Here is a 16212-nt window from a genome sequence, read left to right as displayed (position 1 = left end):
TCTCCCACCCGTTCCGTCCCGGATCGGATCGTCGCGTGGACGTCGGGACCGTCGGTCAGCTTAGCCTAGCCTTTGCTGGTCCACTAGCCCTCGACGACCGATCGCAGGTGCAGAGTGAGCCGTTCCACGAACCGACCGATCGCCCCGCGATCGGCACCCGCAGCGAACTGCAGCTGCGCGAAAAGTGCAGCGTCGTGGTCCGATTCGCCCTCGTGGACACTCAGCGTCAGGTCGGCCCACGGTCGACCGACGGGTACCGGCAGGAGTGCCGCGCCGGCGTCGCCGAGATCTGCGACGTGGTGGTGCACCACCAGGAACTGCGGACGGTGCATCTCGCGCACGCCGGCGCCCTCGACGATGTCGACATAGGAAGGACCGGAGCGGCTCAGCGCCGCGACGGTCTCCGCCTGCACCCGACGAGCCACCGTCGCCAGATCGGATCCCGTTCGCGTGCGGATCGGCACGACGTCGGCGAACGCACCCACCATGGCGTGCGTGCTCTCGTCGTCGCGGCCGGCGACCATCGTGGCGATCGCCAGGTCCTCACCCGCACCGAGGTCGGTGAGAGCGAGCGCGAAGGCAGCGTGCAGAACCGACACGAGACCCGCACCCTCGATGCTGCGTAGTGCTCGCACCACGTCGACATCGATGTCGATCGCGACGGCGTCGGATCCGGACTCACCCAGTGCGATCGGAAGACTCACCCGGCCCGGCACACCAACCAGGGTCTCGCGCCACGACGTGATCGCCGGGTCGTCGGCGTCCCGTCGGGCGACGGCCCAGCGCGCGACGTCGCTGTACCGCAGCGGTAGCGGCGTGAACTCCGGCGCCTCGGCACCGGAGCGCGCCTGCGCAGCGTGCATCAGATCGGTGAGCAACGGGACGACCGACCACTCGTCGACGGCCCAGTAGTGCATGACCAGGAGAACTACCTTTTCCCTGGAATCGTTTTGTAGCAGCATGATTCGCAGACCCGGTCGCTGCGTGAGATCCAGGGGTTCCTGTGCGATCTCGTAGGCGCGGCGGCGGATGTCGTCTGTCCCGACGTCGACGGTTTCGAGCGCCACCGGATCGCCGAGGGCGGACCCCTCACCCGGCACCAGAACCGAGTGCAGCGGTTCGTGCCGCTCTGCGACATCGCCGACCGCGGAAGCGAGCACCGCGGTGTCCACGTCGGGCAGCTCGAGAACCAGAGCGTGGTCGGCCTGCACCACGTGCCCGTTCTGCAGCCTGGTCTCCTGCATCGGACTCAGCGGCACCACGTCGGGCCTGTCCGGGTGCGCGGTCAGGTGCGGTCCCTCGTGTCCACCGCGATCGGCGAGTCGCTCCGCCAAGGCGCGGACGGTCGACGCCTCGAAGACGTCGCGCACCGAGATGTCGACGTCGAGTTCGGCGCGGACGGCCGACACCCACTGCATCGCGGCCATCGAATGACCGCCGAGAGCGAAGAAGTCGTCGTCCGTCCCCAGCTCGTCCAGGCCCAGAACCGCTGCGGCACTGCGCACCAGCGCACGCTCGACGTCCGTGGTGGGAGCGCGGCCGCCGACCACCGACGACCACTCCGGCTGCGGCAACGCAGCTCGGTCCAACTTGCCGTTGGGTGTCAACGGCAACGTCCCGTCGACCACCACGACGAGAGTGGGCACCATGTAGTCCGGCAGCACCGTCGCCGCGTGCGTCCGCACCGCGGCCCCCGTGAGATCGTCACGCCCGGTGACGTATCCGACGAGTCGGCTCACCTCGGACGACTCGTGCACGACGACGGCGGTCTGATCGACACCGTCGAACGACGCCATCGCGGCCATGATCTCGCCCGGCTCGATCCGGAACCCCCGCACCTTGATCTGGTCGTCGACGCGCCCCAGGAAGTCGAGATTGCCGTCGGCACGCCAGCGTGCCCGGTCGCCGGTGCGGTACATCCTGCCGCCGGGAGCGGCGACATCGGGCACGAATCGGTGGGCACTGAGCCCCGGCTGCCCGAGGTACCCGCGCGCCAACCCGCGGCCGGCGATGTACAGCTCCCCCGATACCCCGACCGGGACGGGCCGCAGCCGATCGTCGAGCACGTACGCGCGCTCGTTGGGATCGGGTACGCCGATGGGCACGGAGGACGTCCAGCCCGGACAGGCCTGCCACAGAGTGTTGTTGACCGTCGCCTCCGTCAGTCCGTACGCAGCGAGCAGGTTCAGATGCTCGGACCAGGCGGAGATCACCGCGGGCGGCACCGTCTCGGTACCGACGAGCACGGTGCACCCCTCGGGCAGTGCGCATCCCGGCGGGAGCGCCGCCATGAGCGACGGCGGGATGATCGCGTGGGTCACCCCGTGCTCGGCGCAGAAGTCGGTGAGCTCGGGACCCGCCACACGGGAGTCGTCGGGCACGATGACCAGTCGCGATCCGGTGCACAGGGCCATGGCGAGTTCGAAGACCGCGACGTCGAAGCCGACGGACGCGAACTGCAGGACCACCGATCCGGTGGTGAGTCGCATGCGGTCCTCCGCCGTGGCCACGAGTGACGAGATGCCCTCGTGCGGCACCACGACACCCTTGGGGCGGCCGGTCGAACCGGACGTGTAGATGACGTACGCCGCGAGTTCGAGCGAGGCCGGTCGCGCGAGCTCGGCACCGGTCGACGGCGGGATGTCCTCCACGAGGACGTGTTCGGCCGCCGACGGCACCTGCGCGGTGGCCGCGGCCGACGTCAGGGCGAGGGTCGCACCCGCATCGGTGACCATGTACTCGAGCCGGTCCGCAGGATGCTTCAGGTCGAGCGGGAGATACGCCGCGCCCACCGCGAGGACCCCCATGGTCGCCGCGATGGTCCACACCGACCGCGGCACCGCGACCGCGACCACGGCCTCGGGGCCGACACCGCGCCGCTGCAACTCCGCGGCGATGTCGAGGACGTGCTCGTGCAGATCCGCGTATGTCCACGTCGTGGTCTCGTCGACCACAGCGATCGCGTCCGGAGTGGTCTCGACCCACCGCAGGTACGACTCGAACAGCGACTCCTCGGGCACCGCACGGGCGGTGTCGTTGAAGCGCCGGAGGACGTCGTCGCGCTCGGTGGGCAGGAAGATGTCGACGTCGTCGACCACCGCCGTGGCGTCGGTCGCCAGTGCGTCGAGTACCGCGAGCTGACGTGCTGTGACGGCCTCGGCGGTCGACGCGTCGAACAGATCCTCGGCGTACTCGAGCTCGAGCACCAGGCGGTCCGAGGTGAGATCCTCGGTGTAGTTGAACACCAGGTCGAACTTCGCCGGTGTCATCAGCGCCGCGTCACCGTCGCCGAGCGGACCGGTGTGGTGGCTGATCATGACCTGGAACAGCGGGTTCCGCGACATGCTGCGCTCAGGAGCGACCCGCGCGACCACCGCGTCGAACGGCACATCCGCGTGCGCGAAGGCCTCGAGGTCGACGCTGCGCGCCTCCTCCACCGCCCGCTGCAGCGTGGAGCGGCCGTCGACCGCGGTGCGCAGAACCAGCGTGTTGACGAAGAACCCGACGAGCTGGTCGAGCCCCTCCTCACCGCGCCCGGCCACCGGGGCGCCGAGCACGATGTCGTCGGACCCGGTGATCCGGTGCAGCAGCACCGCAGACGCCGCGTGCAGGGTCATGAAGACACTCGCGTCGAGACTCCGCGCGAGTGTCCGCAGGGCGCGCACGGTCTCGGGATCGACGGTGCGACGCACCACCGATCCGCGATGACTCGGCCGCGGCGGACGCGGCCGGTCGGTCGCGAGTTCGATCTCGTCGGGAGCGCCGGCCAGGGCGGACTGCCAGTACGCGAGCTGACGCCCCGCGAGCGACTCCGGATCTGCGGCGTCGCCGAGCAGGTCGGCCTGCCACAGCGTGTAGTCCGCGTACTGCACGGGCAGCGGAGGGCGGGCATCCGTGTCACCGGACAGTCGCGCGGCGTAGGCCGCCATCAGGTCGGCCAGCAGCGGCCGGTCCGACCACTCGTCGGTCGTGATGTGGTGCAGGACGAGCACGACGACGCACGAGGTGTCCTCGTTCCGGATCAGCGCCGCGCGGACAGGAATCTCCCGGCGCAGATCGAACGGCCGCGCCGTCATCTCGGCGACCACGGCGGCGGCATCGCCTTCGTGAACCGAGTACTCCGGTGACGCGTCCGTCAGAACGTGCTGCGCCAGAGCGCCGTCCGCATCGCCGAAGACGGTGCGGAGCGACTCGTGCCGTTCGACGACGTCGGCGAGAGCGAGCCGGAACGCATCCTCGTCCAGCTGCTCGGGGAGCGGCAGCACGATCGGGAAGTTGTAGGCGGCCGAGTCCGGATCCAGCTGATGCAGCAGCCAGAGCCGTTGCTGCGCAGCCGACATGGGCACGACATCCGGCCGGTCGTACCGACGCAGAGCCGGCCGGGCGTCATCGCCTCGCGATCCGACGAGTGCAGCGAGACCCGCCACGGTCGGCGCGGCGAACAGATCGCGCACACTCAGCTCGGTGCCGAGCGCGGTCCGTGCACGGCCGATGACTCGAGTGGCCAGCAGTGAATGGCCACCGAGATCGAAGAAGTCGTCGTGAATCCCGGTGCCGCGGCGGCCGAGCACGTCGTCGAACACGCTGCACAGCATGCGTTCGACCTCGGTCCGCGGCGGCACAGCGTCGACGGCACTCTCGTCCGGCGCCGGCAGTGCGGCGACGTCGAGCTTGCCGTTGACGGTCATCGGGAAGGACGAGACGAGCACGACGGTGGGCACCATGTAGTCCGGCAGGACCACGGCACAGGCCGCCCGTACCGATTCGGCATCCGCGTCGGTGTCGACGTAGGCGATCAACCGGGCCAACCCGCCCGGCCCCGTCGAGGTGACGACCGCGGCGCGGCGGACGCCGTCCACCGACGACACGACCGAGGCGACCTCACCGAGTTCCACCCGGTGACCGCGGATCTTGACCTGATCGTCGGTGCGGCCGAGGTAGTCGATCAGTCCCGTTCCGGCGCGGCGCCGCACGAGGTCACCCGTGCGGTACATGCGCTCCCCCGCCCCGAAGGAGTCGGCGACGAAGCGGTCCGCCGTGAGGCCGAACCGTCCCGCGTAACCACGGGCGAGTCCGGCTCCGGCGATGTACAACTCACCGGCCACGCCGTCCGGTACGGGCCGCAGCCAGCCGTCCAGCACGTGCGCCTCGGTGGCGCGGATCGGCAACCCGACCGTCGGCGTCTCGCTCTCGTCGGTACCCGCGCCGAGAGTGTTGATCGTGTACTCCGTGGGGCCGTACAGGTTGTAGCCGAGCACGCCGTCGGTGGATCGCAGTGCGGACCACACGTCGTCGCCGACGGCTTCACCGCCCAGCAGGACGAGCGCCGGTCGATGCCCGTCGAGCAGACCTGTCTCGAGGAGGAGGGATGCGTACGTGGGGGTCACATTGATGACGTCGATGCGCTCCTCGTCGATGTAGCGGACCAGGGCATCGGCGTCGCGGCGCAGCACCTCGTCGGCGACGTGCACCTCGTGACCCTCGACGAGCCACAGGAGTTCTTCCCACGACATGTCGAACGCGAACGACACCGTGTGCGCGATCCGCAGTGCCCGACCGTGTGCCGCATCCACCACCGGGTCGAAGATCGCGGACCGGTGGTTCAGCTGCATGTTGGTCAGTCCGCGGTACGGCGTGACGACGCCCTTGGGCGTCCCGGTCGACCCGGACGTGTAGATGACGTAGGCCGGGTGATCGAGCCGATGCGGCGTTCCGGGCGCGAACGCCCCCAGTTCGGCTGCGGTGAGCGGTGACTCGTCGCGGAGTGGCTCGAGCACGACGATGCCGTCACGTCCGCTCAGTCGGCGACCGACCGCATCCGTGGTCACGGTGCACAGCGGACGAGCGTCGTCGAGCAGAGCATGGATGCGAGCATCGGGATGATCGAGTTCGAGGGGCAGATAGGCCGCGCCGGTGCGCAACACGGCGAACAGCGCGACCACCATGTCGAGACTGCGAGGCAACGCGAGAGCCACCACGGTCTCCGGTCCCGCACCGCGGCTCAGCAGGACGCGCGCCAGACCTTCCACCCGGCCGGCCAACCCGGCGTAGGTGAGGTGCTCGGACCCGGCGACGAGTGCGATCGCGTCGGGATCCTTCTGCGCTGTGCGGAGCAGCATCTCGGTCACGGTGAGATCGGGAACCTCGTCGACCTGTCGGTCGAGGCGTGGCAGCGCCGGCAGAACCGAACGCGACCCCTCGGTCGCGAATCCGGCCACCAGGCGGGTGAACTCGTCCGCGATCAGGTCGACGCGCTCGACGTCGATCGCCTCCGGCCGGTACTCGACCGTCACGGCGATCCGAGCGCCCGGCGTGACGACGACGGTGAGCGGATAGTTCGTGTGGTCGATGCTGTCGGTGCCCGCGACACCGTGCGCCGCGTTCAGGGACGCCGCCGAGTCCTCGGAGACGAAGTTCTGCACCACGCAGAGCGTGTCGAACAGAGTGCGGTGCGGCGACACCTCGATGATCTCGGCGAGACCGAGGTGATCGAACTCCATCGCCTCCACGCGGTCGCCCTGGACACGGCGGACCAGGGCGTCGACGTTCTCGCGGGGATCGAGCACGGTACGGACGGGCACCGTCGACAGGAACATCCCTGGTGCGGTGTCGAGTCCCTCGACCTCGGGCGGTCGGCCCGCGACCGTGATGCCGAAGACCACGTCGGTGCGGCCGGTGGCCGACGAGATCGCCAGTGCCAGAGCGGCGGTGACCACGGCGTTGAGCGTGACACCGCGCCGACGGGTGGCGGCGACGAGCGCGGCCGTCGTCGACGCATCGAGCTCGTCGCGTCGGCGCAACGGGACACCGACCGTCGGCGCGGCGCGGTGCGCCACCAGCGTCGGCTCGTCGAGACCGGCCATCGCCGTCGCCCACACGGTGCGGGCCGCGACGCGGTCGCGTTCCGCGAGCCACGTCAGGTACCGCTCGAACGCGGTGTCCGCCGGCGCGGGCAGCCCCGGATTCTCGTAGCGGGCGAGCAACTCTCCCACCACCACACCGTTGGACCAGCCGTCCCAGACGAGGAACTGTCGGTTGATCACCAGGCGATCGCGCCCACCGTCGAGATGCAGCACGAGCACCCGCCACAGCGGTGGTGTCGACAGGTCGAACGGGGTGTCGCGGTCCTCCTGCATCCACCGCTCGGCCTCGTCGTCGTCTCCGGCGTGTGCCTCGCGCACGGGCACCTCGCACGACGACGACACGACCTGCACCGGCACACCGGCGGCCGTCTGCGTGAACCCTGCGCGCAGCTGTGGGTGGCGGCGCTGCAGCCCGGCGAGGGCACTACGCAGCCGATCGAGATCGAGGCGGTGATCGAAGTCCAGCGCGAACTGCGCCGTGTAGATGTCGCGCTCCCCCGCGGACAGGCTCTCGAAGACCAGCCCCTCCTGCAGAGGAGTCAACGGCCACACGGTCTCGACGGATCCCTGTGCGGTCAGCGCCGTCAGCTCGTCGGGAGTGAGGTCGACGAGAGGGACGTCCGACGGCGTGAGGATCGGCGGCCCGTCGTGTGTGCGGGCGGCCTCCGCGAGATCTCCGAGCGCCGTGCGGAACTCGTCGGTGAGCGAGGTGACCGCCTCGGACGACAGGTGCGCGGACGACCAGGCGAACTGGGCCGAGAGAGTCGGCTGTGCACCGTCCGTCACGTGCGCGTTGATCACCAGACGGTAGGGACCGCCCATGTCGGCATCGGGATCGGTACGCACGGTCTCCGGAGCCCTGTCGAACGGGGCCGACCCGGCGGCCGGCACCCGGCCCAGGTAGTTCAGCAGGATCTGCGACTGCTCACCGCGCGCGAGAAGGGCTGCGGTGCGGGCATTCCCGTAGCGCAGGAGCCCGTATCCGAGGCCACCGTCGGGCGCCGCACGCAGGGCCTCCTTCGTCTCCGCGAGCACCGTGACGGGATCGGTTCCCGGCCGCAGCCGGACCGGAGCGATGGACGTGAACCACCCCGTGGTGCGCGAGAGATCCGCCGCGTCCGACCGACCGTGGCGCTCGAGGTCGACCAGTACGTCGCGGTCGACAGACCACCGGGTGAGGGCGAGCCGGAGCGCTGCGGCGACGACGTCGGTGACGTCGCCGCGCACGAGAGAGGGCACACTGCCGAGCACCTCGGCGGTGACCTCGGACGACACGTCGACGGTGCGGACGTCGCCCTGACCGACCACGGCGTGGTCGGTGTCTCTCGGTGTCTGCGGGGAGACCGGAGGTCGGCCGGTGATGAGCGCGCCGCCCGGCGCGGTGACGGCGGTCCAGTGGTCCAGTTCCGCGAGACGAGCGGGGCTGTGGGCACTCTCGTCGAGCAGGCGCCCGTACTCCCGCAGTGAGGTCCGCACGCGGTCCAACGTCGGGGTCTGGCCGCTGTCGTGCGCGATCCACGCCAGTGCGAGGTCCTCGACGAGGATGCCCCACGAGACCCCGTCGACGACGAGGTGATGCGCGACGAGCAGCAGCCGGCCGGGCTCGGAGCCACGGTCGAACCACACGACCTCGAGCACGGCGCCGGCCTCGGGAGCCAGACGGTCGGTGGCGGCATCGGATTCGCGCGCGACGAGGTCGGCGAACGCAGACTCGTCGAGATCGACCGCGTGGACGCGGTGCACGGTGACCGAGGCCTCGGGGCGCACCGCGGTGGTCCAGACACCGCGGAGGTGACGGGTCAGGACGAGGCGCAGGCTGTCGTGATGTTGGACCAGCGCGCCGACGGTGCGCTGCGGCGTGGTCTCCTCGACCGGAGCCGGAACCACCAGCAGCAGTGACTGGTTGAAGCGGTCGGTGCTACCGGACCACTCGGACAGTCGGTGCACCACGGGGAGCGGGCGCACCTCCCCGACACCGGACTCCGCGACCGTGGCGGCCTGCGGAGTCTCGACCCGTGCGACCTCCGCGAGCGCACGCGGAGTGCGCTTCTCGAAGACGTCGCGGGCGCTGATCTCGAGACCGCTGCCCCGCGCCAGGTTCACGAGCCGGATGGCCAGGATGCTGTCGCCGCCGCGGGCGAAGAAGTCGTCGTCCTCACCGACCGCCGCTCCACCGAGAACGGTGTGGAAGTGGGTGCACAACAGCGCGACCGGACCCGACCCCGTCTCCGTGGTGGTGGGAGTGTCCGCGCGAACGGCGGCCAGCAGCGCTGCCCGGTCGAGCTTGCCGCTGGGGCCGGTCGGCAGATCAGCCACCACGGACAGCGTCGTCGGCACCATGTGCTCGGGCAGACGGTCGGCCAGGTACGACCGCAGTGCGGCCTCGTCCACCGACCCCACCAGGAAGGCGGCGATCTGCGCGGTCCCGCGGTCGGTGCGCACCACCGTGGCGGCCCGGTCGACGGACGGATGCGAGCGCAGCGCCGCGTCGATCTCACCGAGCTCGATACGGAAGCCCCGCACTTTGACCTGGGTGTCGGCGCGACCGAGGTAGTCCAGCGCCCCGTCGCGCCACCGCACGATGTCGCCGGTGCGGTAGAGCCTTTCCCCGTCCGGCCCGGCGACGAACCTGGTGGAGGTGAGACCGGGGCGGCGAAGATACCCGCGCGCCAGCTGCGGACCCGCCAGGTACAGCTCGCCCGGCACGTCCGGTCCTACCGGCGACAGCCACCCGTCGAGTACGCGGAACCCGACGGCGGGCAGCGCAGATCCGATGGGCACCGCGTCGCCGGAGTGGTTCTGGACGCCCTGTGCGGCGGTGACGTCGACCGCCGCCTCGGTAGGGCCGTAGAGGTTGTCCAGGCGCACGTGTGGAAGCAGATCGCCGACGCGGCGCGCGGACTCTGCGGACAGTGCCTCCCCGCTGCAGACGATCACGCGCAGCGACGTGCACGTCGCGACGTCCGGATCGGTGAGGAACGCGTCGAGCATCGAGGGGACGAAGTGCACCCAGGTGATCTGCTGCGCACGGATCACCTCGACGAGACGGGCGGTGTCGCGGTGCGCATCCGGGTCCGCGAGCACGAGCGTCGCTCCGGACACCAGCGGTCCGAAGAACTCGCTGACCGAGACGTCGAAACTGGAGGGCGTCTTCTGCAGCACTCGGGTGCCCACGGCGAGCGGAGTGTGATCGCGCATCCACTCGAGGCGGGGCACGATGGCGCTGTGCGGCACCACCACTCCCTTGGGACGGCCGGTCGATCCCGAGGTGTAGATGACGTACGCGGCGTCGGCTGGGGCGGGCCCGGGTGCTGCCGTCGGCTCGGCCTCGAACGGTGCGAGATCGCCGTCGATCACCGCGGCGGGATGCGCGTCCTCGATCATGAAGGCCAGACGCTCGGCCGGGTACCCCGGATCGAGCGGCAGGTACGCCGCGCCCGACCGGACGACCGCGAGCAGTGCGACCACCAGATCGATCGAGCGCGGAAGCGCCACCGCCACCACCGATCCCGGACCGGCGCCACGCTCGCGAAGACCGGCGGCGACCCGCTCGGCGCGCAAGTGCAGCTCGGCGTAGGTGAGGGACTCCTCGCCGTGGACGAGGGCGACGCCGTTCGGAGTGGTCCGGCGCTGCACCTCGAGGAGATCCACCAGGGTGGTCGAACTGTCGGACGAGGGCACGTCGACGACCGCCGGACGGTCCGTCGGCGTCACGGCGGACACCAGGGTGTCGGCCGGTGCGGTCGCGACGGCGACGACGGTGTCCAGCATCGACTGCGCCGTCGCTGCCGAGACCAGCGCCGAGTCATACTTCAGCTCCAGCGTCAACCGATCACCCGGAATCACCATGAGCGTCAACGGGTACGGCGAGTTCTCCTCGACCCGAATACCCGTCAACGCGATGGTGCCGGACGGATCGGCGATGGCGGTGTCGCCCAACGGGTAGTTCTCCACCACGACCAGCGAGTCGAACAACGAGTCCACGCCCGCGACACGACGCAGCGTCGGCACACCGACATGGTGGTGATCGAGCAGATCGGCCTGCTCCTGCTGCCAGCGCTGTACCGCGGAGGCGACGGTGTCGTCCGCTCGCAGTCTCCATCGTGCCGGGATGGTGTCGATGAAGAGCCCCACCATGGACTCGATACCGGCGACCGGTGCCGACCGTCCGGACACCGTCGACCCGAACACGACGTCGCGTCGACCGGTGGCGCGTGCGAGCGCGAGACCCCAGGCTCCGTGCAGCAGGGAACCCTGCGTCACCGCGGCATCGCGCGCACGTCCCGACACCACGGCGGTGAGGTCGGAGGAGAGGTCGACCCGCACGGATGCGGTACCGCTGCCGGCGGCGCCGAACGCCGGGACGGGTACCGACTCGCGGACACCCTCGAGTGCGGCGCGCCAGACCCGCGCCGACGCGTCGATGTCGCGCTCGGCGAGGTGGCGGACCCACGCCGCGGGTGCCGTGACCGCCGGAAGAACCGGAGTGTCCCCGTAGTGAGCGAGCATCTCGCGCAGCATGATCGGGATCGACCACCCGTCCGCGACGATGTGGTGGATCGACTGCACGAGAGACGAGCGGGTCTCGTCGTGGCGGACGAGGGTGTAGCGCACCAGCGGCGCGGAGCCCAGATCCATGCCGGCGCCGGCGTGATCGGCCAGCACCACGTCGACGGTGCCGTCGGACACGGTGAACGGGACATCGACGGTGCGGTGCACCACCTGGACCACGCGCCCGTCGGCGAGGGGCCGGAAGCTGGTGCGCAGCGATGCGTGTCGAGCCACCACGTGCTCGAGCGCGGTGCGGAGCACGGCACTGTCGACCGGGCCACTGATCTCGACCACCTGCCCCACGACGTACGGGTCCGCGTCCCCGAAGGTGCTGTGGAAGTAGATGCCGTCCTGCACCGCGGTGAGGGGCAGGACGTCCTCGACGTCGTCCGGGAGCGCCGCGACATCGACCGCGCCGAGAGCGGCGAGCGGGAAGTCGGCGGGGGTTCGGCGAGCGCTCGACGCAGATCCGGCGACGCGGTCGAGTGCGGCGGTCCACGCATCCACGATGCTGTCGTCCACCACACCGGGCACCCAACGCAGGGTCGAGACGAGCTGTCCCCCGGTCTCGATCACGTCGATCGTCAGCGCGTGCGCCGCAGGCTGATCGGGGTCGGAGCCGCCGGTGACGGACACCCCCACGTCGGTACTGCGGCCGAGGTAGTTGAACAGGACGCTCGGCGCCGCGGCCTCCGCCAGGGCGGGCTCGCGGCGCAGGTACCGCAGTGCGCCGTATCCGACGCCCGACGCAGGTGCCGAGCGCAGCGAGTCCCGGATCTGCAGCAGGACATCGGCATCCGGGTCCGGACCGGTCGGCAGTGCAACGGGACGGACGGTCGTGAACCACCCGACGGTGCGCGTCAGATCGACAGCGGGGGCCTCGACGACCTCGACGTCACGGCCGTGTCCCTCCACGTCCACGACGACCGACGGCGCCGAGTACCCGTCCCACGACGCGAGGGTGCGGGCGAGTGCTGCGAGGAGCACCTCGGTGGGCCCAGTGCGGTAGGCGGTGGCGACGTCGGTCAGCAGTGCCGCCGTGACGTCGGCGGGGGTGGTGACCGTGTGCGTCGCCGACAGTCGATCGGCCGCGGTGAGTGTGCGAGCACCGACGGAGTCGCTCGAGGTCGTCAGAACCTCACGCCACCAGGGTAGTTCGTGATCGAAGTGGCCGGCGTCCGCAGCATCGGCGACCAGGCTCGCCCAGCGGCGGATCGACGTGGTGACCGGTGGCAGCGTGGGCGTGCGGCCCTCGCTCAGCGCACCGAGTGCCGTCAGTAGATCCCCGAGCAGGATGCGCCACGACACCCCGTCGACGACGAGGTGGTGCACCGACAGAATCAGCGTGTCGGCCTCGAGAGACACGGCCACCATGCCGCCCGGCCGCATCGAATCGAGGCGGGCCACGGTGTCCGCCACGGAGCCCGTGCCGAACTCGGGGGACACGGTGTCGGCCGGCACGGTAAGACCCTCGCTCCACACAGCACGCAGCGCCGGGTGGTGGGCGACGACGAGCTCGACGGCCGCACGCACGAGTACAGGGTCGGCGCCCGGAGGCAGTGCCACGGAGGCGGTCTGGTGGAACGCGGTGCCGATGCCGCCGTGCTGGAGTGTCCGCGCGACGATGGGCGTGGCCACCACCTCACCGACAGGATCGTCGTCGACGGTCACCAGCTCCGCCGGAGCCGCGCCGGCGATCGCCTCGGCGGTACGCAGGGTGAAGACGTCGCGCGGGCCGATCGCCAGCCCTCGTTCGCGGGCCTGCGCGACCACCGTGATCGCCACGATGCTGTCGCCGCCCAGGGCGAAGAAGTCGTCCGTGACACCCACATTCTCCACACCGAGCGCCGACGCCATCACCTCGCACAGCACGCGCTCCCGCTCGGTCCGCGGGGCCACGGCGTCGCCGCGCACCTGCTCCGGATCGGGCAGAGCCCGCCGATCGACCTTGCCGTTCGCGGTGGTGGGGAAGGCATCGAGCACCACGTAGGTGGACGGCACCATGTACTCGGGGAGGACGCGTGCACAGTGCGTGCGCAGCACCTCGGGTGTCAGCGCGGCGCCGTCCGGCACGATCCAGGCGGCGAGAAACGCCGCGCCCGCGCCGGTTCGGCGCACGTCGACGGCGGCGCGTCGCACACCGGGGCACGAGCCGAGCGCGGCTTCCACCTCCTCGAGCTCGAGGCGCATGCCGCGGATCTTGACCTGGTTGTCCACCCGGCCGAGGAAGTCGAGGGTGCCGTCCTCCGCCCAACGTGCGCGGTCGCCGGTGCGGTACAGCCGGGCGCCGGCGGGGCCGAACGGGTCGGCCACGAAACGCGACGCGGTCATGTCCGGTGCGCCCACGTAGCCACGACCGAGGAGGAACCCGCCCGCGTAGAGCTCTCCCCCGACGCCGACCGGCACCGGGCGCAGCAACGAATCGAGCACGTAGAGGCGCGTGTTCGGGTTGGGGCGGCCGATCGACGTGGCGATGCGAGGAGCGTCGCCCGTGTAGATCACATGGGACACACCGATGGTGGCCTCCGCGGGCCCGTACCCGTGGTACAGCGTGGTGCCGAGTCGAGAGCGGAAGCGCGCGAACAACTCCGGAGTGAGCACCTCACCGCCGCACCACACGTGCCGCAGGCCGGACAACGATCCGTCCGTGTCGAGGGCCAGCAGAGCGTCGAGCATGGACGACACCAGGTAGACGAAGGTGACGTGGCGACGCGAGATGACATCCAGGAGGTACAGACCGTCCCGCTCGCCTCCCGGTTCGGCGATCACGAGGGTGCCACCCGACAGCAACGGGAGCAGGATCTCGTTCACCGAGATGTCGAAGGACAACGGCGCCTTGAACAACGACGCGTCGCCCGGTCCGAAACCGAGCACCCGATCGCGTTGCCACACCATGCGGGCACAGATGGCCTCGTGGCGGATCATGGCGCCCTTGGGCGTCCCGGTACTGCCGGAGGTGAAGATGACGTAGGCGAGCTGCGAGCCGTGCACCACGACGTCCGGTGCGGACGTCGGCCCGTCGCCGAACTGCCAGTCGTCGAGATCGACCGTCCACCGGCCCTTCTCGTGGCCCGCACCGGTGAGAACGACGCGGGTGTCCGCATCCTGCTGCACCCGCTCGCGGCGATCCGCCGGCCAGTCCGGATCGAGCGGGACGAACGCACCGCCCGCCACCATCGCGGCCAGCACTCCCACGACCATCTCGATCGAGCGCGGCACCGACACGGCGACGACACCCTCACGGGGCAGGCCCGCGTCGAGAAGTGCATGAGCGAGCTGGTGCACCCGCTGCGAGAGCTCGGTGAACGTGAGCGTCCGCTCGCCCAGTACCACGGCCACCGCATCGGGGGTGGCGGCGACCTGCGCCTCGAACAGAGCGGGCACCGACGTCGACACGGACGGTTCCGCGGTGTCGTTGAAGGTGTGCAGCAGGCGATCGAGATCGGGCTCCGACATCGTCGACAGGGAGGACAGCGTCCGATCAGGCTGCGCGAGAACCTGATCGAGCACCCACTCGAAGCGGTCCCGGTGGCCGATCAGCGCGTCGTGGGCGCCGGGGCGCGAGCGCAGGTCGAAGACCAGCGGCTCGTCGTCCCGGCCGCCGGTGACGGTGACGTCGAGATCGCGCACCGGTCCGGTCTGGAGGCTGTGCATGTGCGCCGGCGAACCGCCGATGTCGATGCCGTGCTCCACCATGAGGACGTTGATGCCCGGCCCGTGCACCATGCGGTCGCCGGAGTCCCGCAGCTCCCGAGCGATGTCCTCCCCGCGGAAGCGCCCGTGCCGGACCGCGCCGATCGATGCCCGCTGCAGTTCCCGCGCGACGTCGGCCACCGTCATCGACGGCGAGAGTCGCAGTCGCACGGGAAGGATGGTCGACGCCATGAACGGCGTCGTCCGCGCACGACGGCCCACGCGGGCGGTCGACGGCAGTGAGACGACGAGATCGTGACGGCCGGTGACCGCGGACAGGTACGCGATCCACACCGCCGGCGCGAGGCGGGTGCGTCGGACGTCCTCCGTCTCGGCGACGTCGTACAGCGGGGCGAGTCGGTCGATCGGCACCGAGACCCGCTCGGTGACCGCGGACCCCGTGTCGGGCACGTCGGGCAGCAGCACCGGCGGCTCGGGGGCGTCGGCCATCTGGTCGAGCCAGTAGTCGCGGTCGCGACGGAAACCCTCGGACGCGCGGTACTCCGCATCGGCCACCACCAGCGGCTCGAGAGCCCACGCACCTTCGTTCGAACGACCGGCCTCCGGCCTGCCCGCGGTCGCGACTCCCCGCTCGGGATCCGCATAGCGCGCGCGGACCTCGTTGAAGATGATCGACATGCCGAAGCCGTCGACGATGCCGTGGTGATAGCGCTGGTGCCAGAGCACGTGCTCGTCCCCCAGGCGGAGGAGCGCCGTCGCGAACAGATCGCGAGCGCCGCTGGTGTCCGCCGACGCGATGTCGGCCGCGATCCAGGCCTTCGCCTCGGCCATCGGGTCGGCAGCCGGGCGTAGGTCGACGACCCCGACCGACCACTCGTCGTCACTGCGGTACTGCACGGGCTCGGGACCGGAGAAGTCGAATCGCACGTGCAGCGCGTCCGCGTCGGCGATGACCGACCGGATGACGTCACACGCACGGTCGAGGTCGAGCGGGCCGGTGATCTCGACGAGCAGCGAGATGACGAAGTCGGTGCGGTCACCCAGCAGGTGCTGCGCGGTCCAGACCTCCGTCTGAGCAGCGGTCAACGGCAGCACAGCGGTGGTGACGACAGATCCCCGAGACATGAACGTAGGCTAACCTAAC

General features: G+C 70.6%; 1 protein-coding gene. It reads right to left on the bottom strand.

All coding sequences use genetic code 11. The features are described 5' to 3' along the window. Window positions 1-83: 83 nt before the first annotated feature. Window positions 84-16193 carry a non-ribosomal peptide synthetase gene (locus ASG69_RS21035; RefSeq protein ID WP_056444059.1) on the bottom strand — a complete coding sequence of 5370 codons (16110 nt, stop codon included), beginning with the start codon at window positions 16191-16193 and terminating at the stop codon, window positions 84-86. Between the last annotated feature and the right edge of the window lie 19 nt (window positions 16194-16212).

It is taken from the genome of Rhodococcus sp. Leaf225, from assembly GCF_001426145.1.
Classification (GTDB): domain Bacteria; phylum Actinomycetota; class Actinomycetes; order Mycobacteriales; family Mycobacteriaceae; genus Rhodococcoides.
The sequence above is the reverse complement of the archived record's forward strand: the minus strand, read 5'-3'. Positions and strand labels throughout refer to the sequence as shown.